Genomic DNA, 24,360 nt, shown 5'->3' with positions numbered 1-24,360 from the left:
CCGGCGGGGCTTATTCCGCCAGCAGTTTCTCGATGTCGGCGATCAGGTCTTCCGGCTTGGTGGCCGGGGCGTAGCGGTTGTAGACGGTGCCGTCCTTGCGGATCAGGAACTTGGTGAAGTTCCATTTGATGCCTTCGGTGCCGAGTATGCCGGGCGCGTCTTTTTTCAGTTTAGTAAACAACGGGTGGGCGTTATCGCCGTTAACGTCGATCTTGGCGAACAGCGGGAAGGTGACGCCGTAGTTTTTTTCGCAGAAGGCGCCGATCTCGTCGGCCTGGCCCGGCTCCTGCGCGCCGAACTGGTTGCAGGGGAAGCCCAGCACCACCACGCCCTTCTCCTTGAACTGCTGGTACACGGCCTCCAGACCCTTGTACTGCGGCGTGAAGCCGCACTTGCTGGCGGTGTTGACGATCAGCAGAACCTGGCCCTTGTACTGGCCCAGGTTGACGGGGGCGCCGGTCAGGCTGTCGGCGTTGATATCGTAGATTGCGGTCATGGTGTTAGACGAGTCCCAGATGTTCGGTTCCGGCGGAGAGATCCCGGTTTTTGGCGGCCTTGCCTTCAAGCTTGATGGCGAGCCGCAGGTCGTTGACGGAGTCGGCGTTGCGCAGCGCGTCTTCGTAGCTGATGATATCCGCTTCGTGCAGGTCGAACAGCGACTGGTCGAAAGTCTGCATGCCCAGTTCGCGCGACTTCTTCATCAGCTCCTTGATCTCGTGGACTTCGCCCTTGAAGATCAGGTCCGAGATCAGCGGAGAATTGAGCATGATCTCGATCGCCACGGCGCGGCCCTTGGATTCCTTGCGTGGAATCAGGCGCTGAGAAATCATGCCCTTCAGGTTCAGCGACAGGTCCATCAGCAATTGCTGGCGGCGTTCCTCGGGGAAGAAGTTGATGATGCGGTCCAGCGCCTGGTTGGCGCTGTTGGCGTGCAGGGTGGCCAGGCACAGGTGGCCGGTTTCGGCGAAGGCGATCGCATGGTCCATGGTTTCGCGGTCGCGGATCTCGCCGATCTGGATCACGTCCGGCGCCTGGCGCAGCGTGTTCTTCAGCGCCACGGCCCAGTCCTCGGTGTCCACGCCCACTTCGCGCTGGGTCATGATGCAGTTCTTGTGCGGGTGGACGTATTCGACCGGGTCTTCGATGGTGATGATGTGGCCGTAGCTGTTTTCGTTGCGGTAGCCGACCATGGCCGCCAGCGTGGTCGACTTGCCGGAACCGGTGGCGCCGACCATGATGACCAGGCCGCGCTTGGACATGACGACATCCTTGAGCACTTCGGGCAGGCCGAGGTCTTCGAGTTTGGGGATTTCGCTGGTGATGGTCCGCAGCACCATGCCGACCGAGCTCATCTGCACGAACGCCGACACGCGGAAGCGGCCCAGGTCGCCGGGGCTGATGGCGAAGTTGGCTTCCTTGGTCAGTTCGAAGGAGGCGGTCTGCTTGTCGTTCATGATGGAGCGCGCCAGGTCCATGGTGTGGGCGGCGGTGAGCACCTGCGACGACACCGGCGTCATCTTGCCGTCGATCTTGATGGCGGGCGGGAAGCCGGCGGTGATGAACAGATCCGAGCCCTTCTTGCTGGTCATCAGACGCAGCAGGTCGAACATGAATTTGGAGGCCTGATCGCGTTCCATGGTATGTCCTTTTCGTTGGGGGTCAAGTCTGACATTTGGACACGGCCTCTGCCGTAGCTGCGCATACGGCAGAGGCCGTGTCCAAATGTCAGACTTGACCCCCGGGGTTTAGCCGGGGAAGTTGTCGGGCGTCTTGGCGGCGTTGCGGGCGGCGGCGGCGCTGATGACGTTGCGGCGCACCAGGTCCGTCAGGTTCTGGTCCAGCGTCTGCATGCCGACGTTGCTGCCGGTCTGGATCGCCGAGTACATCTGCGCGATCTTGGCTTCGCGGATCAGGTTGCGGATCGCCGGCGTCGCCACCATGATCTCGTGCGCGGCCACGCGGCCGTTGCCATCCTTGGTCTTCAACAGCGTCTGCGAAATCACCGCCTGCAGCGATTCGGACAGCATCGCCCGCACCATCTCCTTCTCATCGGCCGGGAACACGTCGACGATACGGTCGATGGTCTTGGCCGCCGACGAGGTGTGCAAGGTGCCGAACACCAGGTGGCCCGTCTCCGCCGCCGACAAGGCCAGGCGGATGGTTTCCAGGTCGCGCAGCTCGCCGACCAGGATGCAGTCCGGATCTTCCCGCAGCGCCGAGCGCAGCGCGTTGTTGAACGACAGCGTGTGCGGTCCCACCTCGCGCTGGTTGATCAGACACTTCTTCGATTCGTGCACGAACTCGATCGGGTCTTCGATCGTCAGGATGTGGCCGTATTCGTTTTCGTTGAGGTGGTTGACCATCGCCGCCAGCGTGGTCGACTTGCCGGAGCCGGTCGGTCCCGTCACCAGCACCAGCCCGCGCGGCTTGAGCGCGAAGTCGGCGAAGATCTTGGGCGCGTTTAAATCCTCCAGGCTGAGGATCTTCGATGGGATCGTCCGCAACACAGCCGAGGCGCCGCGGTCCTGGTTGAAGGCGTTGACGCGGAAACGCGCCAAGCCCGGGATCGCGAACGAGAAGTCGCATTCCAGCATCTCTTCGTAGGCCTTGCGCTGGCCGTCGTTCATGATGTCATAGATCATGCCGTGCACGTCCTTGTGCTCCAGCGGCGGCAGGTTGATGCGGCGCACGTCGCCGTGCACCCGTATCATCGGCGGCAGCCCGGCCGACAGGTGCAGGTCCGAAGCCTTGTTCTTGACGGAGAATGCGAGAAGTTCGGAGATGTCCATTTATAATCCCTGTGCCTGACGTTGGTGAAGTGCCGCTGTGGCGCTAACCGTTGTTTCTAACGATTTTTACTCGATGATTATGTCCCTGATCCCCCAGAACTTGCAAGCAATCACCTCGACTATTGTTGCCACAGCCCAAGATGTTGGCCGTGCGCCGCAATCGGTGCAGTTGCTGGCCGTGTCCAAGACCTTCGGGCCGGAGGCGGTGCTGGAAGCGGTGCAGGCCGGCCAGCGTGCCTTCGGCGAAAACTATCTGCAAGAGGGCGTGGACAAGATCAAGGCACTGCAGGCGGCCGGGGCGCCGGCGCTGGAGTGGCATTTCATCGGCCCGATCCAGAGCAACAAGACCCGGCCTATCGCCGAGCACTTCGACTGGGTGCACACGGTAGAGCGCGAGAAGATCGCGCAGCGCCTGTCCGAGCAGCGCCCTGAAGGCATGGCGCCGTTGCAGATCTGCCTGCAGGTGAATATCAGCGGGGAAGCCAGCAAGAGCGGCGTGGCCCCGGATGAGTTGGCAGCGCTGGCCCACAAGGTCGCGGCGCTGCCGAATCTGACCTTACGCGGCCTGATGGCGATCCCCGAGCCGGCCGAAGACTTTGCACAGCAGCGCGCGGCGTTCGCCCAGCTGCGTGTGCTGTACGAACAGCTGCGCGCCGACGGTCTGGCGCTGGACACGCTGTCGATGGGCATGTCGGCCGATATGCGCGCCGCCATTGTCGAAGGCGCGACCATCGTGCGCGTCGGCAGCGCCATTTTTGGTTCACGAAACTACAACAAGGCTTGAACATGAAGATAGCATTTATCGGCGGCGGTAATATGGCCTCCGCCCTGATCGCGGGACTGGCCAACAAACTCACCGCCGGCGCCAATATCCACGTGGCCGATCCCAACGCGGATGCGCTGACGCGATTGCACCAGCAGTTCGGCGTGACCACGGCCAACGGCGCCGATGCCGCCGTGTCGTCGGCGGACGTGATCGTGCTGGCGGTCAAACCGCAAAGCATGCGCGAAGTGGCGGCCCAGCTGCTGCCGTTGATCGATCCCGCGAAGCAGCCGCTGATCGTGTCGATCGCGGCCGGCATCCGTGGCGCGGATTTGTCGCGCTGGCTGGGCGGCTACGGCGCCATCGTGCGCTGCATGCCGAACACGCCGGCGCTGATCGGCATGGGCATCACCGGCATGGCGGCGACGGCCGGCGTGTCCGCCGCGCAGAAGAAGGCTGCGGACGATATCCTGCGCGCCGTCGGCCCGACCGTGTGGCTGGACGACGAGTCGCAAATCGATGCGGTGACGGCAGTGTCGGGCAGCGGCCCGGCGTATGTGTTCTACTTCATCGAGGCGATGCAACAGGCCGCGCTGGACATGGGCCTGAACGCGGAGCAGGGCAGGCAGCTGGCGCTGGCGACGTTTGCCGGTGCGTCGCAGCTGGCGGTGCAGTCGAGCGAGCCGGTATCGCTGCTGCGCGAACGTGTGACGTCCAAGGGCGGCACCACCTACGCGGCGCTGACCAGCATGGAGCAGAGCGGTGTCAAGTCAGCTATCATCACTGCAATGAAAGCTGCCGCGCACCGCGGCAAGGAAATGGGCGACGAGCTGGGTTCCGCAAACTAAAACGAAGGGCTGCATGATGACGGTAACACGCTACCTCCCACTGATTGCAGCTATGACCGCGTTACAGGCGGGCGCCGCAACCATCGTTGACGAGACGGTGCAGCGCCCGGAAGGCGCGCGCCACTATCTGCTGGCGCAGCCGGCGACGCCGGTGGCTGGCAAGCTGCCGCTGGTGATCCTGTTGCACGGCCACGCGGCGTCGGCCAATCTCACTTTCGGCAAGGGCAAGATCGACGATCCGGCCGCCGCCTGGCTGGCCGTGGCCGACCGCGAAGGCTTGCTGGTGATCGCGCCCGATGGCGCGAAAGGTAGCGACGACAAGCAGGGCTGGAACGACTGCCGCGCCGATGCACCCACCAATCCCAAGACCGACGATGTCGGCTTCATCGCAGCGATGATCGACCAGGCGGTCGCGCAGCACAATGCCGATCCTTCTCGTGTGTATCTGTCCGGCGCTTCCAATGGCGGCGGCATGGTGTATCGCGCGGCGATTGAAATGGGGCCGCGCCTGGCGGCGGTGGCCGTGTCGAGCATGCTGATGCCGACCAAGAATCTGTGCGCGGCGCCCAAGCGCGCCTTGCCAGTGCTGGTGGCGCATGGAACGGAGGACAAGATCGCTCCGTATGCGGGCGGCGAAGTCGGCCACTTCCTGCTGACGGGGCGTGGCTCGGGCCTGAGTGCGGAGGATTCAGTGAAGTACTGGCGCGAGCTGGCGCAGCTGCCGTCCACGCCGACGATCACGAAAGTTCCGCATCGCGATGCCGACGACAAGACGGCGCTGGTGCGCTACGTGTGGGGCAGCGATCCGAACGGCACGCAGGTCGAGTTCCTGAAGATGGAGAACGCCGGCCACGTACAGCCGAGCATCGCGCACAACCTGTCATGGCTGGTGCAGGCGGTGCTGGGCAAGCAGAACGGCGATGTGGAATTTGCCGATGAAACCTGGGCCTTCTTCAAGGACAAGTGCGCACCCTGACGCCAACGTCATTCCCGCGCACGCGGGAATCCAGGCATTGCCTGAATTCCCTCCATGCATCGCATCCTGTCAGGCGCAGCATGGGTTCCCGCTTTCGCGGGAACGACTAGCCGCCGCCGCAGCCTTGCTTCATCGAGGCGATCCATGCGCGTATCAGCTCCACGCCTTCCTTGTGCACCGAGCCCCGTCCCAGTTCCGGCATCATGATGCCGGTCTGGTCGGAACTTAAGCGGTAGACCATGATCGAGTCCTCCGGCTGGCCCGGCGCGATGCCGTAGTTATGGCCGCCCGTGCCCGCACCCGCCGCCACCGGCGGCTTGCACAGCCCCAGATGCAGATCGGCCGGCGCCCCCATGTTCAGATGCAGCGCCGTGGTGTTGGCCGCGCCCTTGTCGTTGTGGCAGTGGGCGCAGTTGATGTCGAGGTAGGCGCGTGCGCGTGCGTTCAGCGTCTGACCCTTGTCCAGCCAGTTGGCGTTGTGCGGCGCGGCTGTCGCGGCATTGGCCGGCACGCCGCTCAGGTAGCCGATGCGGGCCAGGTAGTCGAGCTGGTTGCTGGTCACGCCATCGTAGCTGTAGCTGCGGTTCATATGCCGCGCCTTCGGACCTATCGGCTGGAACTGGCGCGACTTCACATCGGCCACGTGGCAGGACGCGCACTGGTTCACGTTCGGCACTACATAGGTCAGCGGCTTGCGGCTGCGGTCTTCATGCACGACTTCCAGCGGCACCTGGTCGCCTGTACGCGACAGCACGGCTTCGGTCTGCTCGGCATTCCACACATAGGGCAGGGCGATCCAGCCGTCGGCGCGGCGCACCAGCAGGCGGGTTTCGATCAGGCGAACATTGGCCAGATCGAGCTTGTCGCTGCCGGTCTTGCTGGTGTCGTAGGTCGCCAGCACCGCCTTGGCGGGGCCGTCGGCCTTGGGGTAGTAAAAGGTCTTGCTGATGATGGTCCCGACCGGGAACTCGAAGGTGGTGTCGGCGTTGTAGACGGCGCTCTGGCCCTTCGGCATCCAGACGGTGCGCAGCTTGTGCGCGTAGTCGGTGAACAGCGGCGTGTTCAGATCGTAGGGGACCACGCCGGTGTTCAGGTTCAGGCGGCCGCCGGAGACGGCCATCAAATGCCAGTCGCTCAACTTGGCCGGGTTGCCTTCCGTGATGAAGCTGACCGGCTCCTGCTGATGCGTGCACGCGGCCAGCATCAGCGCGCACGCGATTGCGGACAATCTCACCATCATGACTGCGCGGAGAGTTGGGCGATCGTCACCGGCGGCAGCTTGGCCAGCTCGCAACGGAACGGCGCCGAGTCCTTGCTGGGGTTCTTGTACTTGTTCGGACCGTCGGCGTTCAGCACTTCGACGCCGTCCTGGATGCAGATGCGCTGCTCGGCCGGCATCACGCCCTTGACCAGCAGCTTGTTGTCGACGTAGCCGTCCCACAGCACGTCGGGCAGGTGGCCGCCGATGCCGTACATGGCGATCTTCAGCGCCTTCAGATCGAGGCCGTCGGGCGAATCGCCGCCGCCCTTGAAGCGGTTGCCGTAGACGTAGATCGCCTTTGGATACGGGTCGTAGCCGGCGGCCACGCCTTTCTCGGTGTAGTAGCCGGTCGAGTGGTAGCTGGAGATGATGACGTTGGCGGTCTGGTTGTCGGTGACGTCGTTGTCGAAGATCTCGACCTTGGAGTTGGAGTTGATGACGATGCCGGAACCGGCCGGCACGCTGGCCACCGCCGTGCCGCGCGCGGCGAAGTTGCCCAGGTTGTTCTTCTCGACCTTGTTCTTGTACACGCGCGTGCTATGGCCGGGCTGCGACAGGTTGGGCATGTTGAACACCAGGATGCCGCCGGTGTTATTGGTGGCGACGTTGTCGTAGACGTCGGCGTTGATGGTGTTCTCGATTTCGATGCCGGCCACGTTCTGCTCGGCGCGCGAGCGGCGCACCACCACGCCGTTGGACTGGCCGACATAGATGCCGGCGTCGGAGGCGGCGATGGCCACGCAGTCCTCGATCAGCACGTTTTTCGTCTTGACCGGGTAGATGCCGTAGGCGCCGTTGGTGACTTTGGAACCGCCGGTCCATTGCACCTTGACCTTGCGGATGGTGATGTTGTCGCCGTCGTTGATCTTCAGGCCATCGCCCTTGGAGTCTTCGATGGTCAAGCCTTCGATGGTGAAGTTGCTGGCGTAGACCAGCATGCCTTCCGGTCCAGTGACCTGGTTTTTGAACGAGAGGATGGTCTTGTCCATGCCGGCGCCGCGTATCGTGACGCCGTTGCCGCGCAGGGTCAGGCCGCTAGTGAGATGATAGGTACCGGCCGGGATCTCGACCACGCTGCCGGGTTTGGCGTCGAGCAGCTGCTCCTGCAGTTTTTTCTGGAACGCCGCGCCGGCGCTGGCCTGCTCGGCCGAGACGGGCGCCTCGGACTTGCCGCAGGCGGCGATCGTACAGCAAAGAACAACTGCGGATATGGCCTTGTACATGACGTCCCCTCATTAATTTTATTAAATGTAGAGTGCTTGGCAACATTGAGTATAGCAGTATGTTTTCGGCCGCAACGGCGTATCATGATCGGGCCGTCGCCATGTGGCGCGGCCGCGACGGAAAGGAAGAAAATGACGAATCGCCGCATTTTTATTTTGAACGGCTGCGCCGGCCTGGCCGCTGCTACGCTGGGCTGCATGGCCTGGGCCGAGGACCGCGTGGCGCTGAAGGAAGACGAGGCGCTGGCCAAGGAGTTCAACTATGTGATTGACGCCGCCAAGGTGGACGCGCACAAATTCCCCGACTTCAAGGCCGGCGACCGCTGCAGCAAGTGCCAGATCTATGAGGACGGCGCTAACGACATGGGCGGCTGTGCCATCTTCCCCGGCAAGCTGGTGGCGGCCGGCGGCTGGTGTAGCTCGTTCGGCTGACATGGATTACGCAGCTTTCAAAGCGCTGGGCCTGGCGCTACCCGAAGTGGAAGAGTCGACCTCGTACGGCACGCCGGCGTTGAAGGTCAAAGGCAAGCTGATGGCGCGGCTGAAGGAGGATGGCGAGTCGGTGGCGATACGCACCACCTGGGAGGAGCGCGAGCGTCTGCTGATGGTGGAGCCGGAGACCTACTACATCACCGACCACTACCGCGACCATCCGTGGGTACTGATGCGCCTGCCGCAAGCGCACCGCGAAGGCGCGACGCTACGGCTGGCGCAAGCCTGGCTGCTGGCGGCGCCGAAGTCGCTGCTCAAGTTGCATGGCGTCGGGATGACAGCGCGGGAGCCTGATGTATTGGCCGCCAAACTAAGTCTGAGATAAGTCACATCATGCGTCTAAGACCTGTAAGCCAAGGTGTTGGGAAAATGGCGTGAAGTCTCGATCGTCGTGCAGTAAGTGACTGCCGTTTTCTATGCACCATGTTGCTATGATGGTGTCTATGGTTTTACGCGGAGTGATCCCTAACTGTCGCAGAGCCCGGTAATTTTTAGAGGCTTGAATAGCTATTTTCTTTCCACCGAGACGAGCCATCTTTAAAGAGGAAAGTAGTTTTTTTGCGTGTTCGAAATCTTTATCGTAGCGAAACCCTTGCAACACCTCGATCATGACGAGATCGCCTATGAGTACGAGTTCGCGTTGCAAGCTATCGTTCAATAGCGCAATTTTGTGGGTTCGTGGACCAGGGCGAAAGTGACTTATCCATACACTGGAATCAACCAGGATCATGATCGGTTCTCATCGCGTTCAGATCACCGTCCCAAATCATTTTTCCGCGGCAGCGACGGATTTGCTCTTGTGCATGCAGGCGAATCAAGGTGCGCAGGGCAAGCTCTATAGCTTGTTGCTCACTTTTTAGTCCTGATGCCTGTAGCGCCTGTCGCATTAACGTTTTGCTGATAGCAATGTCTGGTCGCATGACATCTCCTCAGAGCCCTGATTCATTTTAGTCCGACTACTTCCGCGTCACCAGCAGGCCGACGATCACGCCGATCGCCGCGCCCAGGCCCACCGACCTCCACGGATTGTCATGCACATAGACGTTGGCCGATTCGGCGGCGCTGCGGCTGCGGGCGATGATGCTGTCTTCCAGTTTGCGCAGGTCGGTCCTGGCGGTGCGCAGCGTGTCGTCGAAACGGGCGCGGGTGTCGGAGCTGGGGGCGGGAGCTTGGGAGGCATCCTTCAGCCAGTCCTCGGCTTCGCCGATGGCGTGCTTCAATTCATCCATCAGCTTGTCGCGCGCGACGGCGCTGGCGGCTTGGCTGTCGGCGACGCCTTTTCCGTTCTGTTGAATCTGATCCATGATGACCTCGTTGCGTATCGGAGTGGAAGGGGGATAGCCATTGTAGGCAGCGCCGGCGCTGCGGCCTTGCGCTGCCTCAATCGCGCCGGATCAGCGCAGCGCGTAGTCCAGCGCCACGCCCGCGAACACGGCCGCACCCAGCCAGTTGTTGTGGCGGAAGGCGTAGAAGCAGGGATCGCGTTCGCGGCCGCGTATCAGCGTGTAGTGATAGCAGGCGATACCCGCCGCCACCGCCACGCCGCCGGCAAACCACAGGCCCATGCCCAGCTGCCAGCCGCAGGCCAGCAGCAAGCCCAGGTGCACGGCGTAGCACAGCATCACCGCCGCCACGTCGTAGCGGCCGAAGGTGATGGCCGAGGTCTTGATGCCGATCTTCAGGTCGTCGTCGCGGTCGACCATCGCGTATTCGGTGTCGTAGGCCACGGCCCAGAACACGTTACCGAGCAACAGCACCCATGCCACCAGCGGCACCGTGTTCTGGATCGCCGCGAACGCCATCGGTATGCCGAAGCCGAAGGCGATGCCCAGGTAAGCCTGCGGTATCGCGAAGAAACGCTTGAAGTAAGGGTAGGTGCCGGCGATGATGACGGCCGCCACCGACAGCTGCTTGGTCAGCGCGTTCAGCGGCAGGATCAGGCAGAACGACAGCACCGCCAGCGCGCCGGCAATCGCCAGCGCTTCCTTGCCGCTGATGCGGCCGCTGGTAATGGGACGCTGGGCCGTGCGTTTGACGAACTTGTCGATATCCTGGTCGGCATAGTCGTTCATCGCGCAACCGGCCGAGCGCATCAGCAGCGTGCCGAGCGAGAAGATGACTACCAGCGTCAGGTCCGGCTTGCCGTTGGATGCCAGCCACAGCGCGCACAGCGTCGGCCACAGCAGCAGCAGCGTGCCGATAGGTTTGTCCAGCCTGACCAGGCGAAAGTAAAGCTCCAGCTTGTTCATGGATAGTGCCGCTTGAATGGAAAGATAGCGATTATCGCAAATCCGGGCGCGGCGGGGGCAACTGGCGCGCCGGCCGGCTTAATCGGTGGCGCAGAGGGTGGTGATGCCCGGCAGGTTGCAGGCGGCGACCACTTCGCACACGGCGTCGATGGCGGCCTTGCGGGTGAAGCTTTTACGCCACACGATGACCACGCGGCGCGACGGCTCCGGCGCGTCGAAGCGGCGGAATTGCAACATGCCTTCCTTGGTGTCCATGTCCGGCACCGAGGCGCGCGGCAGCACGGTCAGGCCGATGCCGCTGGCCACCATGTGACGGATGGTTTCAAGCGACGACCCTTCGAAGGTGCGCTGCATGCCATTGCCCGGCGCAGAGAAACGGGCCATCTCGGGACATACTTCCAGTACCTGGTCGCGGAAGCAGTGGCCGTTGCCAAGCAACAGCATGTTCTCGGTTTTCAGATCGTCGGCGGGGATGCTGCGGCGCTTGGCCCATGGATGCTGGGCCGGCATCGCCACCACGAACGGCTCGTCGTACAGCGCCTGCATGGCCATGCCGTGCTCGGGCAGCGGCAGCGCCATGATGGCGGCGTCGAGCTCGCCCTGGCGCAGCATTTCGATCAGGCGCACGGTGAAGTTTTCCTGCAGGATCAGCGGCATCTGCGGGACTTTGTCTATCATGCCCTTGACCAGCGGCGGCAGCAGGTAAGGGCCGATGGTGTAGATCACGCCCAGGCGCAGCGGGCCGGCCAGCGGGTCCTTGTTCTGCTTGGCGAGTTCCTTGATGGCGGCGGTCTGTTCCAGCACGCGCTCGGCCTGGGCGACGATTTGCGCGCCCAGCGGGGTGACGGAGATTTCGGCGCCGCCCCGTTCGAACAGCACCACGCCCAGTTCATCTTCGAGTTTCTTGATGGCGACCGACAGCGTAGGCTGCGCGACGTAACAGGCTTCGGCCGCATGTCCGAAGTGTTTCGCTCTTGCAACGGCGACGATATATTTCAGTTCGGTCAGTGTCATGAATGTATTTGAACACAGGCAATGCTGGGATGCAATAATTAACCCGTATTGTAGCGAATGGTGTCGATATAATGCAGCGTATGTTGGTACTAACCATCGAAAGGCAAGCATGTCCTCCACATTCGGTCCCGAAGAAGCGCAAGCCTACCTGCACAAACTGCTCAAAGTGATGCACCACACGGGCGGTTCGGATTTGTTCATTTCTGCAGATTTCCCGCCGAGTATGAAATCGCAGGGCGCGATGAAGCCGTTGAGCCAGCAGAAGCTGACCGGCAGCGTGACCCGCGCGCTGGCGCTGTCGATCATGAACGACAAGCAGAAGCGCGAGTTCGAGGCTGAGCTGGAATGCAACTTTGCGATCTCGCTGCCGGAGGTGTGCCGCTTCCGCGTCAACGTCTTCGTGCAGCAACAGAATGTGGCGATGGTGATACGCACCATCGCTTCGGAAATCCCGAACTTCGAAAAGCTGGACCTGCCCGAGGTGCTGAAGGAAGTCATCATGACCAAGCGCGGATTGGTGCTGGTGGTGGGTGGCACCGGTTCCGGCAAGTCGACCACGCTGGCGGCGATGATCGATTATCGCAACGCCAATTCGGCCGGCCACATCATCACGGTGGAAGACCCGGTCGAGTATGTGCACAAGAACAAGGGCTGCCTGATCACGCACCGCGAGGTGGGCGTCGACACGCTGTCGTGGCACAACGCGCTGAAGAACACGCTGCGCCAGGCGCCGGACGTGATCCTGATCGGCGAGATCCGCGACACCGAAACGATGGAGCACGCGATCGCGTTTGCCGAGACCGGCCACCTGTGCCTGGGCACGCTGCACGCGAACAACTCCAACCAGACCATGGACCGCATCATCAACTTCTTCCCGGAAGAGCGGCGCAACCAGCTGCTGATGGATTTGTCGTCCAACCTGCGCGCCATCGTCTCGCAGCGGCTGGTGCGTACCGAGGACGGCAAGGGCCGCAAGGCGGCCATCGAAATCCTGCTCAACACGCCGACCATCGCCGAGATGATCTTCAAGGGGAACTTCCAGGCGATCAAGGAAATTATGCACAAATCGCGCGAGCTCGGCATGTGCACTTTCGACCAGGCGCTGTACGAACTTTATAATAAGGGCTATATCGCCTACGAAGAAGCGATCCGCAACGCCGATTCGGCCAATGGCCTGCGCTTGCAGATCAAACTGCGCGGCGACCGCAAGGAACCCGGCGACAACAGCCCGTCCACGGCCGATTCGCTCAGCATGCAGATCGACGAAGAGCCGGAAGACGAAGAACCCAAATAACCAGTAACCAGAAAACGCTCATGCCTCAATTTGAAACCAAGCTCTGCACCCGTGAACAACTGGCCGCCCGCGTGGCCGCGCTGCCCAAGCCGGTGGTGCTGACCAACGGCGTATTCGACATCCTGCACCGCGGCCATGTGACCTATCTGGCGCAGGCGCGCGCGCTGGGCGCTTCGCTGGTGGTGGCGGCCAATACCGACGCTTCCGTCAAGCGCCTGGGCAAGGGCGACGACCGTCCGCTCAACAACTGCGCCGACCGCATGGCGGTGCTGGCCGCGCTGGAATCGGTCAGCCTGGTGGTGGAGTTCGACGAGGATACGGCGCTGGAAGTGGTGCAGCAGGCGCGGCCGGAAATCTACGCCAAGGGCGGCGACTACCAGATGGATGCCATCCCCGAAGGCAAGGCCGTGCTGGCCTACGGCGGCCAGGCCATCGCCATCGATTTCGAGCACGACCGCTCGACCACCAAGCTGCTGACCAAGGTGCGCGCACAGCGTCCTTGATATGCGCCTCCTGATTGCCGCGTTCGCGGCGCTGGTTTTCCTCGGCGTGCTGTGGGGTCCCGCGTTCGCGGTGGCGCTGCGCTACTGGCGGCGCGGCGACGCGCGCGCCTTTCTCCAGCTGCGTTTCCTCTATCCGGCTCAGCTGATCGCGACGGTGTCGCTGGCCTTCCTCGCCGACCTGCTCGGCCTGCGCAATCCGGCCGGGCTGGTGGTTGCCTGCACAGTCTGCGTGAGTGCGGCCGGGGCCGGCGCGCTGGCTTTGCTGCTGTCGTTTTCCATGCGTTCCAATCGCGCGCGGGCTGACAGGGCCTGAAAATCCTCCTAGACTGAATGCCGCACAGGCATCCGTTGGAGGACATCATGGAACTGCATCTGCAATCGCATCGATGGCAAGCGCGGCTGCCGGACTGGGCCGCTGCTGCGGTCGCCGGCTTTGGCGCAGGCGGCGTGTTGATGCTGCTGGAACTCAGCTGGTCGTCGCTGACCAGCGCTACCGATCCCTGGCTGACCACCCGCATGATCGCCGCACTGGTGATGAGCTGGGACGTGCTGCAAACCAGCGGCTACAGCCTGGGCGTGACCGTCGCCGCGCTGCTGGTGCATTACGCGCTGGGCGTGGCCTTCGGCATCATGCTGGCCGCCATCATGGCGCCGTTCCGGCTCGACTCCAGCCTCGCCATGGCGCTGACCACCGGCGCGGCGTTTGGCCTGCTGCTCTATGTACTGAACTTTTACGGCATGGCCGGAGTCTATACATGGTTCGTAGCGCTGCGAGGCTGGCCGACGGCAATCGCCCATGTCATCTTCGGCATGACCGCAGCCCTCATTTATCTCAAGCTGGAAAGGCCGGGCAGGCCGCGTTAGCTTTTGGATGGCTCCATGGCGTTAGCACTCGTATTGATACTGATCGTGGTTGGCGCCCTGGAATTTCATTACATGAGTCCATGGTGGATCACGCCCATCGCGTCCAACTGGCAGCAGATGGACGATGCGCTGTTGCTGACCTTCGCCATCACCGGCGTGGCCTTCGTCGTCATCAACCTGTTCATGGCCTATGCCCTGGTGACGTTCAAGCACCAGGACGGTGTGCGGGCGGCGGCCACGCATGGCAGCGCCAGGCTGGAGTGGTGGCTGGTCGGCGCGACCACGGTGGGCATCATCGCGCTGCTGGCGCCTGGCTTGTCCGTGTACGCCAGGCTGATCGATCCACCGCCGGAAGCGATGGTGTTCGAAGTGCTGGGCCAGCAGTGGCAATGGCATTACCGCCTGCCGGGCAAGGACGGTAAGCTGGGCAGTACCGATGTGCGTTTCATCAGCAATGCCAATCCGTACGGCATCAATCCTGCCGATCCCAACGGTCAGGACGACCTGCTGGTCGCAGGGCAGGAGATGCATATCCCCGCAGGCAAACCGGTGCGGGTGCTGCTGCGCGCACAGGATGTGCTGCATGATTTTTACGTGCCGGAGTTCCGCACGCGGATGAACATGGTTCCCGGCATGGTGACCTCGTTCTGGTTCACGCCCACGCGTGCCGGCAGATTCGAGGTGATGTGCGCGCAGTTGTGCGGCATCGGCCACTTCAATATGCGCAGCTATGTGGTGGTCGATGACGAGCCGGCGTACCGGACATGGCTGGCGGCGCAGCCGAGCTTTGCCTCCCAGGTCGCGGCTGCGGCGGGCGGCGAGCAGCCCGGCCAGCAGGGCCGTCTGCTGGCGCAGTCGCGCGGTTGTTCGGCCTGCCACAGCGTCGACGGCAATCCGGGCGCGGGGCCGAGCTGGAAGGGGCTGTTCGGCCGCAGCGAGACCATGAGCGATGGCGCCACCGTGCGCGTGGATGAAGCCTATCTGCGCGAGTCGATCACCAATCCCGCCGCGCGCATCGTCAAGGGCTACCAGCCCATCATGCCGGCGCAGCAGTTGAGCCCGACGGAGGTGGCGCAGCTGGTCGATTACATCAAGACCATCAGATAGGAGGCTGGCATGGGCTATGGCGCTGGGCATCCGCAGAGTTTCTGGACGCGTTACGTGTGGAGCCAGGATCACAAGGTCATCGCGATCCAGTACACCATCACGGCGCTGGCGATCGGGCTGGTGGGGCTGGTGCTGTCGGACCTGATGCGCTTGCAGCTAGGCTTTCCCGGCAAGTTCGCGTTCATCGATGCCAGCCGCTATTACCAGTTCATGACCATGCACGGCATGATTATGGTGGTGTATCTGCTGACGGCGCTGTTCCTGGGCGGCTTCGGCAATTACCTGATTCCGCTGATGGTGGGCGCCCGCGACATGGTGTTTCCCTTCCTGAATATGCTCAGCTACTGGTTCTACCTGCTGGCGGTGCTGATACTGGCGGGCAGCTTCTTCGTGCCGGGCGGGCCGACCGGCGCCGGCTGGACGCTGTATCCGCCGCAGGCTATCCTGCCGGGCACCCCGGGCACGGAGTGGGGCATTATCGTGATGCTGGTGTCGCTGCTGGTGTTCATCGCCGCCGCCACCATGGGCGGGCTGAACTACGTGACCACGGTGCTGCAGGCGCGCACCAACGGCATGACGCTGATGCGGATGCCGCTGACGGTGTGGGGCATCTTCACCGCCACCATCCTGGCGTTGCTGGCGTTTCCGGCGCTGTTCGTCAGCGGCGTGATGATGTTGTTCGATAAAGCGCTGGGCACCAGCTTCTTCGTGCCGGCGGTGGTGTCGATGGGGCAGCACCTGCCGCACCAGGGCGGCAGTCCGCTGCTGTTCCAGCACCTGTTCTGGTTCTTCGGCCACCCGGAGGTGTACATCGTCGCCTTGCCGGCGTTCGGCATCATCTCCGACCTGATCAGCGTGCATGCGCGCAAGCAGATCTTTGGCTACAAGATGATGGTGTGGGCCATCGTGGTGATCGGCGGGCTGAGTTTCGTCGTGTGGGCGCACCACATGTATGTGAGCGGCATGCATCCGTATTTCGGCTTCTTCTTCGCGACTACCACGCTGATTATCGCGGTGCCGACCGCGCTCAAGGTTTACAACTGGACATTGACGCTGTGGCGCGGCGATATACACCTGACCGTGCCGATGCTGTTCGCCGTCGGCTTCATCAGCACCTTCGTCATCGGCGGGCTGACCGGGTTGTTCCTGGGGAATGTGAGCGTCGATATTCCGCTGTCGAACACCTACTTTGTGGTCGCGCACTTTCATATGGTGATGGGCGTGTCGCCGGTGCTGGCGGTGTTTGGCGGCTTGTATCACTGGTTCCCCAAGGTCAGCGGGCGCATGTACGACGTGATGCTGGGACGGGTGCATTTCTGGATCACCTTTGTCGGCACCTACCTGATCTTCTTCCCCATGCACTACCTGGGCTTGCTGGGCATGCCACGGCGTTACTATGCCTACGAGCACTACGCCTTCATTCCCGAATCGGCGCAGGCGCTGAATGCGTTCATCACCATCGTCGCGCTGTTCGTCGGCATATCGCAATTGCTGTTTTTGCTGAACCTGTGCTGGAGCGCCGTGCGGGGTCGGGAGGCTGGCGGCAATCCGTGGCGGGCCGCCAGCCTGGAGTGGCATACGCCACAGACGCCGCCCGTGCACGGCAACTGGGGCGAGCAAACGCCGGTGGTGTGTCGTGGCGCCTACGAGTACGGCCAGCAGGACGGCGACAGCGACTATGCGGCGCAGGATCAGCCGCCGGACGTTGCAACGGCCGGCCAGCGCGCGCCGGTGCAGGAGGCGCCATGAATCCCAGCCTCTACCTGGTCGGCAGTGCTGCCGACGTGCCGCGACGGCGCACCGGCCTGTGGGTGTTCATGGGCGTGGTCGGCATGCTGTTTTTCCTGTTCAGCAGCGCCTACGTGATGCGGATGGCCATGCCCGACTGGCGGCCGCTGCCTTTCGTGCCTGTGCAGCTGTGGCTGAGCACCGCATTGTTGGCCGGCGCAAGCGTGGCTTGGCATCTGGCCTGGCGCGCTGCTCACGAGCGCGCGGCGGCTGCGTTGAGGCTGGCGTACGGCGTGGCATGCCTCTGCTCGATGGCCTTCCTGGCCTCGCAGCTATGGGCTTGGCGGGCGATGGAGACCGCCGGCCTGACGCTGGACGCCGGCCCGGCCAACAGCTTCTTTTACCTGATTACCAGCGTGCATGGCCTGCACGTGATCGGCGGGCTGGTGGTGGCGGCCTGGGCGCATCCTCGGCCAAGCCGCGACGGCGTGACGATGCAGCTCTGTGCGCGCTACTGGCATTTCCTGCTGGGCTTGTGGCTGGCCATGTTCGCGCTGCTGTTCGGCGTGACGCCGGAACTGGTGAACCAGATTTGCGGAGGCGGGCCATGAACAAGCAAACGGAAGCAGCCGGCTGGCAGGGCATGGTGGCGGACTGGTCGGGCGACCGCGCCGCCTTCCGCGTCCCGTGGGGCAAGGCGATGATGTGGATCTTCCTGCTCAGCGACACCTTCATCTTCGGCAGCTTCCTGACCGGCTACATGTCGGTGCGTATCTCGACCACGGCGGCCTGGCCCAATCCCAGCGAAGTGTTCGCGCTGACCATAGGCGGCGCCAGGCTGCCGCTGATACTGATCGCCATCATGACCTTCATTCTCATCACCAGCAGCGGCACGATGGCGATAGCGGTCAACTACGGCTACCGGCGCGAACGTGCCCGCTGCGCCGCGCTGATGCTGCTGACCGCCGCGCTGGGCGCCACCTTCGTCAGCATGCAAGCCTTCGAATGGAGCAAGCTGATCGCAGAGGGCGTGCGGCCATGGATCAACCCCGACGGCGCGGCGCAGTTCGGCGCCTGCTTCTTCATGATTACCGGCTTCCACGGCCTGCACGTGACGGCCGGCGTGATCTACCTCAGCATCGTCGCGCGCCGCGTGCGGAACGGCTACTACGAGCAGCGCGGCAACTACGACATCGTCGAGATCGCCGGCCTGTACTGGCACTTTGTCGACCTGGTGTGGGTATTCATCTTCGCGCTGTTTTATCTTTGGTAGGAGGGGCCATGGAAACCGCCGCCCATCCCATCGGCCTGTACCTGAAGGTGTGGCTGCTGCTGTTCGTGCTCAGCACGTTTTCCTACCTGGTCGATTTCTTCCATGTCGAGAGCTATCTGCGCTGGACGCTGATCCTGCTGCTGATGATGGCCAAGGCGGGCCTGATCGTCGCCATCTTCATGCACCTGCGCTGGGAGCGGGCCGCGCTGATGTACGTGGTGCTGGCGCCGCCGCTGTGCCTGCTGGTGCTGGCCTGGCTGATGTGGCTGGAATCGGGCTACACCTTCTTCACCCGCATGCTGTATTTCCGATGACGGCGCAGGCTGCTACACTGGCGGCATCATGCCGACCGAACTCGACCTCCGCAGCTACGTCGCCGAACCTCTGGCCGGCGTGCACAGCTTCGCCCAGCTGGTGTTGCCGCTCAAGGGCCGGGTCATCATGGACATCAAGGGTTCCGGCGCCATCGTCCATCCGCAACGCGCCGCGTTTGTCGAGCCGGGGCTGGTGCATGAGGCTTCCGCCACCGAGCCGAACCAGTCGCTGATACTGGACTTCGACCTCGCCGCCGTGCCGGACGCCACCGCAGCGCGGCTGGCCGAGCGGCCGTATGCGCCGATCAGCGCACCGGCCGCCAAGCTGATCGAATTCATCGGCCTGCTGCGCGCCCAGTCCGGCGCCAGCCAGCAGACGCTGGACCACTGGCTGCCGCTGCTGCTGGAAACGCTGGCGCAGCAGGAAATCCGTCCCGCTTCGCGCCTGTCCGCCGCGCTGGGCCGCATCGAAGCCAGCCCCGGCCAGCCGTGGAGTACCGACACCATGGCCAAGGCCGCGTACATGAGCGTGAGCAGCCTGCACCGCGTGTTCCGCGACGAGATGCAGACCACGCCGCTGGCCTGGCTGACCGGCATGCGCCTGCGCTGGGCCTGCCGCCAGTTGGCGGAAACCGATTTGCCCATCGCCCGCTTGGCCACGCTGGCCGGATACGCCGACCAGAGCGCGCTGACGCACGCGATGCGCCGCGCCATGGATGTCACGCCGCTGGCCTACCGCAAGCGCGAACGGCAGAATCAGACAAAAATCTGACAGCCACGCACAATCCCTGGACCCGGCCCGCGCCGACAATCAATGCCTCAAGGACAGGAGGCGGTATGTGGTATGGCGTGTTGTGCGGTCTGGCGGCCGGATCGATGTGGGGCATGGTGTTTGTCATGCCGAAGTGGCTGGCGGAATTCTCCCCGTTTGAGCTGATGTTCGGGCGCTATGTGGCGTATGCGCTGATTTCGCTGGTGCTGTTGGCGCCGCGCCTCGGCGGCCTGCTGCGCCAGCTGACGCGCGCCGACTATCTGCTGCTGTTGCGCTACGCGCTGGCCGGCAATGTCGTCTACTACCTGCTGCTGTCGTGCGGCGTGCAGATGGCGGGCGTGTCGGCCGCCTCGCTGATTATCGGCATGCTGCCGCTGACGATCTCGCTGCTGGGCCGGCGCGATCACGGCTCGGTGTCGCTGCGCGTGCTGGCCTGGCCGCTGGCGCTGGTGGCGGTGGGCATGGTGTGCATCAATGTCGAGGTATTCAGTGGCGCAGCCGGGCAGGGCGCGTGGACCAGCGTGGCGGCCGGCATGCTATGCGCCGTGGGCGCGCTGCTCAGCTGGACCTGGTATGCCGTCGACAACACGCGCTTCCTCAAACGCAATCCGCGCTTCAGCAGCGGCGACTGGTCGGGCTTGTTCGGCATCGCCAGCGGCCTGGTGGCGCTGGTGATGGGGCTGGTGGTATTCGGCATCGGCAGCATTGGCGGCATGGAGCAGGCCGCCGCACCGCCGCGCGACTGGTTGCGGTTCTGGCTGCTGATTACGCTGGTGGCGGCCGGCGCCTCGGTGATCGGCAACCAGCTGTGGAACATGGCCTGCCGCCGCGTGCCGGTAACGCTGTCCGGCCAGCTGCTGCTGTTTGAAATCCTGTTCGGCCTGCTGTACGGCTACCTCTACCAGCATCGGGCGCCGCGCCCGCTGGAAGTGCTGGCCATCGTACTGCTGATCGGCGGCGTGGCGTGGTCGGTGTGGCTGCACGCGGAACGGCGGCCCGCTCGGCGCACCATCCAGTCAGGCGTCTTCTGATTCCTCCATCTCGGAGGCCGGGCATAGCGCCAGCAGCCGTGTCACCTCCGCTAAAAACGCTGCCGTGTCGAAGTTCTTGGGTTTCCGCTTCATCGTGGCGACGCGCGCAATGGCCTCCAGCAGGATGACCGAGAACCGTTGAAACTGCTCGGTCGCTGAGAGATCCTTCACATCGGGCCAGTTCAGCTGGCCTACCGAAATGACCATCTTCATCTTTGGGCGGTAACTCGTGTACTGGCTCATCGATGTGAATAAATTCCCCCATCCTTCCAGATCGGCGATTTCAAACCCCAGGACAAAAATATCAATCGAGTCGCCGAAGTGCAAGTCTTGCAGGGCCGCTTCGAAATAGTCTTCGATTTTTTCCGTACTCAGCTTCCAAACGCCGGTTTCCGGCGGCGGCCCGCCGTAATAGACCGGGTCATCTTGCGATGGACCGCCAGCCCACTTGACTTCACCTCCACGCGTTATCTTCAATTTCAACTGCACTGCTGAGCACTCCTGACCTGGCGAAAAATATATTGATTGTGAACGTACATCATGGCGCGCGGAAGGGCGGCAAGCCCATTTTCTTCCGGCGCTGATTCAGATTTTTCGGATCGGCGATGGGGGCCACCTTGTTGCTGCCGTACTCGAATTCCGTTCCGTATAGTTGCGGCTTGTTTTGCCTGACCAGGATGCGGTCGATCAGCATCGCCAATGTGCGGCTGGGGATTTCTCCCCGCTTGTTGGCGGCCTTGACCATGTCCAGATGCTTGAGCTGATAGTCCAGCTCCCCGTGCTGAATAATCAGGAATGCTGACAAGGCTGCACGGTTCTTGTCGAGGCTTCCGGGCCAGCCGCATTGCGCGATCAAGTGATCCAGTGTGTGCTGGTTGCTTTCGTCGGTATTTGAAATCGTCACTTCGAGCTGATCCTTTTCTTTCGGATCGACGGGCTCGTTTCTATTTTCCTTTTCCAGTATCTCGATATACCTGCCCCGCAAAGCCTGATCGTCCCGGTGCATTTTTGCGTAGGTTTCGGTCAGCACCGCTTTGTCGCATTCTGCTGCGAATGCGGAGAGTGGCAGCATTGCCGCCAGCAGCGCCAATATGAACGAGCGATATGTGCTCAATTCAGGCTCCCTGTAAATGAACGGTAGGCGGCCAGTGCTTCCGGCTTGGTCATCGAATTCATATGCCCGGCTTCGCGGATCGCTTCAAATCGTTTGTGCGGGATGTCCAGGCTGTCGTACAGCTCACGCGAGTTCGCCAGCGGCGTCTGCACGTCGTTGGCGCCGTTCATGATTAACAGCGGTCCCTGAAACGCTCGCAGCGCGGCGCGGTTGTCGGTGGCGGACAGCTCCTGGTCGATATTGATCTGCACGAAGGGCTTGGCGAACCAGGGCACCTGATTCTCGACGTAGGCCCGCGCACTCGTGCCGGTGCCTTCCAGTACCAAGGCGTCCAGTGGCCGTTTGCTGGCCAGTCTGGCGGCAATGAAACTGCCGAACGAATGGCCGTGGACCACCAGCCGCCCCTTGGTGGTCGCGCGCGCATGATCGTACAAGGCCAGCGCCTCCTTCTCCATATCCGCCAGGCCGAACGCCGTTGCGGGCGCGTCGCTGCGGCCGAAGTCGTGGTAGTCATAGCTGATGATGTTGGCGTTCAGCTCGGTAAATGGCTGGGCGAAGTAGCCACCTGCCACATCGAGCCGGATGCCGGAACCCATGAAGTACAGCACGGTAAACTGCGCATCCGGCTTGTGGATGTACACGCCGCGGCTGATGGCGCCATCTGGATGCTTGAATTCGATATTGTCGACCTGATAGGCCGGCGCGGAGGTCTTCAGCAGCGCCAGCTTGCCGGTATCTTTCGGGATGAATTGCTTGGAGGTGACGTTGAGGGTGGAGCAGCCACTGAAGGCGACGACAAATACCAGACTAAGCAGCAGACGCGAAATTTTCATGTGTATTCAATGGCATCGTTGAGGACCGGCCAGAATAGCAGCTTGTGTTAATGAAAAATACACGCATTGTCACACTGCGTCAGCGCGGCACTTCCTTCTCGTAGCCGTACTGCGTGTAGATGCGGCGGATGGTGCCGTCGCGGTACATGGCTTGCAGGATGTCGTTCAGCCGCGCCACCTCGGCCTTGGCCATGTTCTTGTGACAGGCCAGGTACATGTCGGCGCGGGCGAAGGCCAGCACCGGTTCGAAGTCGTCTATGCCCAGCTCCCGTTGCAGGAACATGCCCGGCAGCCGTCCCACCGACCACAGCTTGATGCGGCGCTTTTGCAGCTTGGGCGGATTCAGGCGGTCGTTGGGCACGGTCTCCACGCGCAGCTTGTGCTCGCGCAGGAAGGTGATGGAGGCGTCGCCGATGAAGGTGCCGATCTGGTAGTTGACGGCTTCGTCCAGACTGTCGAGCCGGATGTGGTCTTCGCGCAGCGCGAACAGCACCCATTCGTTGTGGCCTATCGGGCCTATCCATTGGTAACTGTCCTCGCGCTCCGGCACGCGGGCCGTGGTGTACAGGCAGGAATTGGGCGTGGTCATGGTCAGCACCATCGCCCGCGCCCACGGCGCGACGATGGGTTGCGTGGTCGGCACGCCGGCGCGCTGCATCAGGTCGGCGACGATTTCCGCCGACAGTCCGACCACCTTGCCGCTGCCTTTATCCACCCAGCTGAACGGCGGATAGTCTTCCGTGTACAGCTTCACCGGTTCCGCCGCCTGTGCGTTGCCCAGCAAGAGCATCAGGCACAGCAGGGCGGAAAGCGGGGTCATGGTCTTATGCCCCGCCGGCGTAGCCGTTCTGGCGCCAGGCTTCGAACACCACCACGGCGACCGTGTTCGACAGGTTCAGGCTGCGGTTGTCTGGGCGCATCGGCAGGCGGATGCGCTGGGCCGGCGGGAAGGTTTCGCGGAAGGCCGGATCGAGGCCGCGCGTTTCCGAGCCGAACACGAACACATCGCCCGGCTTGAAGGCGGCGTCGGCGAACGGCGATGAGCCGTGCGTGGTCATCGCATACATGCGGGCCGGGTCCGGCTGCACCTCGGCCAGGAAGGCTTGCCAGTCCTTGTGCACTTTCATCTGCGCGTATTCGTGATAGTCCAGGCCGGCGCGCTTGAGCTTGGAATCTTCCAGCGGGAAGCCCAGCGGCTCGATCAGATGCAGTTGCGCGCCGGTGTTGGCGCACAGCCGGATCACGTTGCCGGTGTTCGGGGGAATTTCGGGTTGGACTAGTACGACGTGAAACAAAGTGGTTCTCCTCTATCAAATTCAATGCGGCGGCGTGCGGGCAAACACCAGGTTGCTCACGCGCGCGGCGCCATGGCGCTTCAGCGTTGCCGCCAGTTCGTCCAGCGTGCGGCCGCTGGTCATGACGTCGTCGACGACGCCGATGTGGCGGCCCTGCACCAGCGCGGGGTCCGGGATGGCGAAGGCGCCGGCGATGTTCTGTCGCCGCTGGTCCGGCGCGACGCTGCTCTGGGCCGCGGTCTCGTGCACGCGGCACACCAGGCGCGGATGCAGCGCCACGCCCAGGCTGCGCGCCAGTGGCCGCGCGATCTCCATGGCTTGATTGTAGCCGCGTTCGGCCAGCCGGCGGCGACCGAGCGGCACCGGACAGAGCAGGGCGGGCAGCGTGAAGCCGGGCTGCTGCAGTACGGCGTCGCGCAACAGGCGGGCAAACAGTGTTGCCAGCGCGAGACGGTGGCCGAATTTCAGCTGCAATACCAGCTGGTCCAGCGGCATGGCGTAGTCGGCGGCGACCAGCGTGACATCGAAAGCCGGCGGCTCGGCGCGGCAGGCGCCGCACAGCTGGCCGGCGGCCATGCCGGGCAGCGGGTTGGCGCAGCGCGGGCAGCGGGCCACGG

The 24,360-nt window shown here is 63.1% G+C and carries 32 protein-coding genes; 16 read left to right on the top strand and 16 right to left on the bottom strand.

Features of this window, described 5'->3' with window-relative positions; translation table 11 throughout:
* Positions 1 to 10: 10 nt before the first annotated feature.
* The 3 genes from GEV02_RS23035 to GEV02_RS23025 all read right to left on the bottom strand — a co-directional run bounded on the left by GEV02_RS23035 (position 11) and on the right by GEV02_RS23025 (position 2,789).
* The gene (locus tag GEV02_RS23035; protein WP_152840303.1) at positions 11 to 496 is read right to left on the bottom strand and encodes a glutathione peroxidase; all 486 of its coding nucleotides are present in this window, start codon (positions 494 to 496) and stop codon (positions 11 to 13) included.
* Between the two features lie 4 nt (positions 497 to 500).
* Positions 501 to 1,637 carry a PilT/PilU family type 4a pilus ATPase gene (locus tag GEV02_RS23030; RefSeq protein ID WP_152840302.1) on the bottom strand — a complete coding sequence of 379 codons (1,137 nt, stop codon included), beginning with the start codon at positions 1,635 to 1,637 and terminating at the stop codon, positions 501 to 503.
* 108 nt (positions 1,638 to 1,745) lie between these two features.
* Positions 1,746 to 2,789 carry a type IV pilus twitching motility protein PilT gene (locus GEV02_RS23025; RefSeq protein WP_152805241.1) on the bottom strand — a complete coding sequence of 348 codons (1,044 nt, stop codon included), beginning with the start codon at positions 2,787 to 2,789 and terminating at the stop codon, positions 1,746 to 1,748.
* A gap of 79 nt (positions 2,790 to 2,868) precedes the next feature.
* Here GEV02_RS23025 and GEV02_RS23020 point away from each other — a divergent pair, with 79 nt between their 5' ends.
* From GEV02_RS23020 to GEV02_RS23010, 3 genes are read left to right on the top strand one after another with little or no spacing between them, the layout of a single operon-like run.
* Positions 2,869 to 3,573, top strand: a complete 705-nt coding sequence (locus tag GEV02_RS23020) for a YggS family pyridoxal phosphate-dependent enzyme (protein WP_152805239.1) — start codon at positions 2,869 to 2,871, stop codon at positions 3,571 to 3,573.
* A gap of 2 nt (positions 3,574 to 3,575) precedes the next feature.
* Positions 3,576 to 4,400, top strand: a complete 825-nt coding sequence (gene proC, locus GEV02_RS23015; protein WP_152840301.1) for a pyrroline-5-carboxylate reductase — start codon at positions 3,576 to 3,578, stop codon at positions 4,398 to 4,400.
* A gap of 52 nt (positions 4,401 to 4,452) precedes the next feature.
* Positions 4,453 to 5,376 (top strand): alpha/beta hydrolase family esterase, encoded by a 924-nt coding sequence (locus GEV02_RS23010; protein ID WP_235922897.1) that lies wholly within the window; start codon positions 4,453 to 4,455, stop codon positions 5,374 to 5,376.
* 106 nt (positions 5,377 to 5,482) lie between these two features.
* Here the strand turns inward: GEV02_RS23010 and GEV02_RS23005 are convergent, their stop codons facing one another.
* Together GEV02_RS23005 and GEV02_RS23000 are read right to left on the bottom strand one after the other, a co-directional pair.
* Positions 5,483 to 6,613, bottom strand: a complete 1,131-nt coding sequence (locus GEV02_RS23005; protein WP_235922905.1) for an SO2930 family diheme c-type cytochrome — start codon at positions 6,611 to 6,613, stop codon at positions 5,483 to 5,485.
* Positions 6,613 to 7,860 carry a parallel beta-helix domain-containing protein gene (locus GEV02_RS23000; RefSeq protein ID WP_152840298.1) on the bottom strand — a complete coding sequence of 416 codons (1,248 nt, stop codon included), beginning with the start codon at positions 7,858 to 7,860 and terminating at the stop codon, positions 6,613 to 6,615. Before GEV02_RS23000 ends, GEV02_RS23005 begins: the two co-directional genes overlap by 1 nt.
* Before the next feature lie 132 nt (positions 7,861 to 7,992).
* Between GEV02_RS23000 and GEV02_RS22995 the strand changes: the two genes are divergently transcribed.
* Together GEV02_RS22995 and GEV02_RS22990 are read left to right on the top strand one after the other, a co-directional pair.
* Positions 7,993 to 8,292, top strand: coding sequence for a high-potential iron-sulfur protein (locus tag GEV02_RS22995; protein WP_152840297.1), 300 nt, complete (start codon positions 7,993 to 7,995; stop codon positions 8,290 to 8,292).
* Between the two features lies 1 nt (position 8,293).
* Positions 8,294 to 8,677, top strand: coding sequence for an MmcQ/YjbR family DNA-binding protein (locus tag GEV02_RS22990; protein WP_174999308.1), 384 nt, complete (start codon positions 8,294 to 8,296; stop codon positions 8,675 to 8,677).
* A 6-nt stretch (positions 8,678 to 8,683) separates the two neighbouring features.
* Here the strand turns inward: GEV02_RS22990 and vapC are convergent, their stop codons facing one another.
* From vapC to GEV02_RS22965, 5 genes are all read right to left on the bottom strand, one after another.
* Positions 8,684 to 9,082: a type II toxin-antitoxin system VapC family toxin gene (vapC, locus tag GEV02_RS22985; protein ID WP_152840295.1), complete on the bottom strand. Its 399-nt coding sequence runs from the start codon at positions 9,080 to 9,082 to the stop codon at positions 8,684 to 8,686.
* Complete coding sequence (locus tag GEV02_RS22980; protein WP_152840294.1) at positions 9,069 to 9,272, bottom strand: type II toxin-antitoxin system VapB family antitoxin; 204 nt, start codon at positions 9,270 to 9,272, stop codon at positions 9,069 to 9,071. Before GEV02_RS22980 ends, vapC begins: the two co-directional genes overlap by 14 nt.
* A 36-nt stretch (positions 9,273 to 9,308) precedes the next feature.
* The gene (locus GEV02_RS22975) at positions 9,309 to 9,656 is read right to left on the bottom strand and encodes a DUF883 family protein (RefSeq protein ID WP_152840293.1); all 348 of its coding nucleotides are present in this window, start codon (positions 9,654 to 9,656) and stop codon (positions 9,309 to 9,311) included.
* A 90-nt stretch (positions 9,657 to 9,746) separates the two neighbouring features.
* A complete protein-coding gene (gene ubiA / locus GEV02_RS22970; RefSeq protein ID WP_152840292.1) occupies positions 9,747 to 10,601 on the bottom strand; it encodes a 4-hydroxybenzoate octaprenyltransferase in 855 nt (284 codons plus the stop codon).
* 78 nt (positions 10,602 to 10,679) lie between these two features.
* On the bottom strand, positions 10,680 to 11,615 hold the full coding sequence (locus GEV02_RS22965; protein ID WP_152840291.1) for a hydrogen peroxide-inducible genes activator: 936 nt from the start codon (positions 11,613 to 11,615) through the stop codon (positions 10,680 to 10,682).
* 109 nt (positions 11,616 to 11,724) lie between these two features.
* Here GEV02_RS22965 and GEV02_RS22960 point away from each other — a divergent pair, with 109 nt between their 5' ends.
* The 11 genes from GEV02_RS22960 to GEV02_RS22910 all read left to right on the top strand — a co-directional run bounded on the left by GEV02_RS22960 (position 11,725) and on the right by GEV02_RS22910 (position 20,501).
* Positions 11,725 to 12,909 (top strand): PilT/PilU family type 4a pilus ATPase, encoded by a 1,185-nt coding sequence (locus tag GEV02_RS22960; RefSeq protein WP_152840290.1) that lies wholly within the window; start codon positions 11,725 to 11,727, stop codon positions 12,907 to 12,909.
* Between the two features lie 20 nt (positions 12,910 to 12,929).
* Positions 12,930 to 13,412: a D-glycero-beta-D-manno-heptose 1-phosphate adenylyltransferase gene (gene rfaE2 / locus GEV02_RS22955; RefSeq protein WP_008445281.1), complete on the top strand. Its 483-nt coding sequence runs from the start codon at positions 12,930 to 12,932 to the stop codon at positions 13,410 to 13,412.
* Position 13,413: 1 nt separating this feature from the next.
* Positions 13,414 to 13,725 (top strand): hypothetical protein, encoded by a 312-nt coding sequence (locus GEV02_RS22950; protein ID WP_152840289.1) that lies wholly within the window; start codon positions 13,414 to 13,416, stop codon positions 13,723 to 13,725.
* Positions 13,726 to 13,772: 47 nt separating this feature from the next.
* A complete protein-coding gene (locus GEV02_RS22945) occupies positions 13,773 to 14,276 on the top strand; it encodes a hypothetical protein (protein ID WP_152840288.1) in 504 nt (167 codons plus the stop codon).
* A 15-nt stretch (positions 14,277 to 14,291) separates the two neighbouring features.
* Positions 14,292 to 15,383, top strand: coding sequence for a cytochrome c oxidase subunit II (locus GEV02_RS22940; protein WP_152840287.1), 1,092 nt, complete (start codon positions 14,292 to 14,294; stop codon positions 15,381 to 15,383).
* 9 nt (positions 15,384 to 15,392) lie between these two features.
* Positions 15,393 to 17,132, top strand: coding sequence for a cytochrome c oxidase subunit I (ctaD, locus tag GEV02_RS22935; RefSeq protein WP_152840286.1), 1,740 nt, complete (start codon positions 15,393 to 15,395; stop codon positions 17,130 to 17,132).
* On the top strand, positions 17,129 to 17,722 hold the full coding sequence (locus tag GEV02_RS22930) for a cytochrome c oxidase subunit 3 family protein (protein WP_152840285.1): 594 nt from the start codon (positions 17,129 to 17,131) through the stop codon (positions 17,720 to 17,722). The genes ctaD and GEV02_RS22930 overlap by 4 nt, the downstream gene beginning before the upstream one ends.
* Complete coding sequence (locus tag GEV02_RS22925) at positions 17,719 to 18,384, top strand: heme-copper oxidase subunit III family protein (RefSeq protein WP_152840284.1); 666 nt, start codon at positions 17,719 to 17,721, stop codon at positions 18,382 to 18,384. The genes GEV02_RS22930 and GEV02_RS22925 overlap by 4 nt, the downstream gene beginning before the upstream one ends.
* Positions 18,385 to 18,392: 8 nt before the next feature.
* A complete protein-coding gene (locus tag GEV02_RS22920) occupies positions 18,393 to 18,698 on the top strand; it encodes a cytochrome C oxidase subunit IV family protein (RefSeq protein WP_152840283.1) in 306 nt (101 codons plus the stop codon).
* Between the two features lie 28 nt (positions 18,699 to 18,726).
* Complete coding sequence (locus GEV02_RS22915) at positions 18,727 to 19,470, top strand: AraC family transcriptional regulator (RefSeq protein WP_152840282.1); 744 nt, start codon at positions 18,727 to 18,729, stop codon at positions 19,468 to 19,470.
* A 65-nt stretch (positions 19,471 to 19,535) separates the two neighbouring features.
* Positions 19,536 to 20,501: a DMT family transporter gene (locus tag GEV02_RS22910; RefSeq protein WP_152840281.1), complete on the top strand. Its 966-nt coding sequence runs from the start codon at positions 19,536 to 19,538 to the stop codon at positions 20,499 to 20,501.
* Here the strand turns inward: GEV02_RS22910 and GEV02_RS22905 are convergent.
* From GEV02_RS22905 to GEV02_RS22880, 6 genes are all read right to left on the bottom strand, one after another.
* The gene (locus GEV02_RS22905; RefSeq protein WP_152840280.1) at positions 20,487 to 20,990 is read right to left on the bottom strand and encodes a hypothetical protein; all 504 of its coding nucleotides are present in this window, start codon (positions 20,988 to 20,990) and stop codon (positions 20,487 to 20,489) included. The genes GEV02_RS22910 and GEV02_RS22905 overlap by 15 nt on opposite strands.
* Positions 20,991 to 21,039: 49 nt before the next feature.
* Complete coding sequence (locus GEV02_RS22900) at positions 21,040 to 21,615, bottom strand: DUF6624 domain-containing protein (RefSeq protein WP_152840279.1); 576 nt, start codon at positions 21,613 to 21,615, stop codon at positions 21,040 to 21,042.
* A complete protein-coding gene (locus GEV02_RS22895) occupies positions 21,612 to 22,448 on the bottom strand; it encodes an alpha/beta fold hydrolase (protein ID WP_152840278.1) in 837 nt (278 codons plus the stop codon). The genes GEV02_RS22900 and GEV02_RS22895 overlap by 4 nt, the downstream gene beginning before the upstream one ends.
* Positions 22,449 to 22,527: 79 nt before the next feature.
* A complete protein-coding gene (locus GEV02_RS22890; RefSeq protein WP_152840277.1) occupies positions 22,528 to 23,268 on the bottom strand; it encodes a substrate-binding periplasmic protein in 741 nt (246 codons plus the stop codon).
* A 4-nt stretch (positions 23,269 to 23,272) separates the two neighbouring features.
* The gene (gene trmL / locus GEV02_RS22885) at positions 23,273 to 23,743 is read right to left on the bottom strand and encodes a tRNA (uridine(34)/cytosine(34)/5-carboxymethylaminomethyluridine(34)-2'-O)-methyltransferase TrmL (RefSeq protein WP_008445302.1); all 471 of its coding nucleotides are present in this window, start codon (positions 23,741 to 23,743) and stop codon (positions 23,273 to 23,275) included.
* Positions 23,744 to 23,764: 21 nt separating this feature from the next.
* The coding region (locus tag GEV02_RS22880) for a ComF family protein (RefSeq protein ID WP_152840276.1) at positions 23,765 to 24,360 on the bottom strand (596 nt) is incomplete at its 5' end.

The sequence above is a fragment of the Rugamonas aquatica genome, assembly GCF_009380215.1.
Lineage (GTDB): Bacteria > Pseudomonadota > Gammaproteobacteria > Burkholderiales > Burkholderiaceae_D > Rugamonas > Rugamonas aquatica_B.
This window is presented reverse-complemented; position numbering and strand designations above follow the sequence as displayed.

Coding starts and splice junctions, on each gene's coding strand:
- GEV02_RS23035 (WP_152840303.1), bottom strand. CDS start 496: ATGACCGCAATCTACGATATCAACGCCGACAGCCTGACCGGCGCCCCC.
- GEV02_RS23030 (WP_152840302.1), bottom strand. CDS start 1,637: ATGGAACGCGATCAGGCCTCCAAATTCATGTTCGACCTGCTGCGTCTG.
- GEV02_RS23025 (WP_152805241.1), bottom strand. CDS start 2,789: ATGGACATCTCCGAACTTCTCGCATTCTCCGTCAAGAACAAGGCTTCG.
- GEV02_RS23020 (WP_152805239.1), top strand. CDS start 2,869: ATGTCCCTGATCCCCCAGAACTTGCAAGCAATCACCTCGACTATTGTT.
- proC (WP_152840301.1), top strand. CDS start 3,576: ATGAAGATAGCATTTATCGGCGGCGGTAATATGGCCTCCGCCCTGATC.
- GEV02_RS23010 (WP_235922897.1), top strand. CDS start 4,453: ATGACCGCGTTACAGGCGGGCGCCGCAACCATCGTTGACGAGACGGTG.
- GEV02_RS23005 (WP_235922905.1), bottom strand. CDS start 6,613: ATGGTGAGATTGTCCGCAATCGCGTGCGCGCTGATGCTGGCCGCGTGC.
- GEV02_RS23000 (WP_152840298.1), bottom strand. CDS start 7,860: ATGTACAAGGCCATATCCGCAGTTGTTCTTTGCTGTACGATCGCCGCC.
- GEV02_RS22995 (WP_152840297.1), top strand. CDS start 7,993: ATGACGAATCGCCGCATTTTTATTTTGAACGGCTGCGCCGGCCTGGCC.
- GEV02_RS22990 (WP_174999308.1), top strand. CDS start 8,294: ATGGATTACGCAGCTTTCAAAGCGCTGGGCCTGGCGCTACCCGAAGTG.
- vapC (WP_152840295.1), bottom strand. CDS start 9,082: ATGATCCTGGTTGATTCCAGTGTATGGATAAGTCACTTTCGCCCTGGT.
- GEV02_RS22980 (WP_152840294.1), bottom strand. CDS start 9,272: ATGCGACCAGACATTGCTATCAGCAAAACGTTAATGCGACAGGCGCTA.
- GEV02_RS22975 (WP_152840293.1), bottom strand. CDS start 9,656: ATGGATCAGATTCAACAGAACGGAAAAGGCGTCGCCGACAGCCAAGCC.
- ubiA (WP_152840292.1), bottom strand. CDS start 10,601: ATGAACAAGCTGGAGCTTTACTTTCGCCTGGTCAGGCTGGACAAACCT.
- GEV02_RS22965 (WP_152840291.1), bottom strand. CDS start 11,615: ATGACACTGACCGAACTGAAATATATCGTCGCCGTTGCAAGAGCGAAA.
- GEV02_RS22960 (WP_152840290.1), top strand. CDS start 11,725: ATGTCCTCCACATTCGGTCCCGAAGAAGCGCAAGCCTACCTGCACAAA.
- rfaE2 (WP_008445281.1), top strand. CDS start 12,930: ATGCCTCAATTTGAAACCAAGCTCTGCACCCGTGAACAACTGGCCGCC.
- GEV02_RS22950 (WP_152840289.1), top strand. CDS start 13,414: ATGCGCCTCCTGATTGCCGCGTTCGCGGCGCTGGTTTTCCTCGGCGTG.
- GEV02_RS22945 (WP_152840288.1), top strand. CDS start 13,773: ATGGAACTGCATCTGCAATCGCATCGATGGCAAGCGCGGCTGCCGGAC.
- GEV02_RS22940 (WP_152840287.1), top strand. CDS start 14,292: ATGGCGTTAGCACTCGTATTGATACTGATCGTGGTTGGCGCCCTGGAA.
- ctaD (WP_152840286.1), top strand. CDS start 15,393: ATGGGCTATGGCGCTGGGCATCCGCAGAGTTTCTGGACGCGTTACGTG.
- GEV02_RS22930 (WP_152840285.1), top strand. CDS start 17,129: ATGAATCCCAGCCTCTACCTGGTCGGCAGTGCTGCCGACGTGCCGCGA.
- GEV02_RS22925 (WP_152840284.1), top strand. CDS start 17,719: ATGAACAAGCAAACGGAAGCAGCCGGCTGGCAGGGCATGGTGGCGGAC.
- GEV02_RS22920 (WP_152840283.1), top strand. CDS start 18,393: ATGGAAACCGCCGCCCATCCCATCGGCCTGTACCTGAAGGTGTGGCTG.
- GEV02_RS22915 (WP_152840282.1), top strand. CDS start 18,727: ATGCCGACCGAACTCGACCTCCGCAGCTACGTCGCCGAACCTCTGGCC.
- GEV02_RS22910 (WP_152840281.1), top strand. CDS start 19,536: ATGTGGTATGGCGTGTTGTGCGGTCTGGCGGCCGGATCGATGTGGGGC.
- GEV02_RS22895 (WP_152840278.1), bottom strand. CDS start 22,448: ATGAAAATTTCGCGTCTGCTGCTTAGTCTGGTATTTGTCGTCGCCTTC.
- GEV02_RS22890 (WP_152840277.1), bottom strand. CDS start 23,268: ATGACCCCGCTTTCCGCCCTGCTGTGCCTGATGCTCTTGCTGGGCAAC.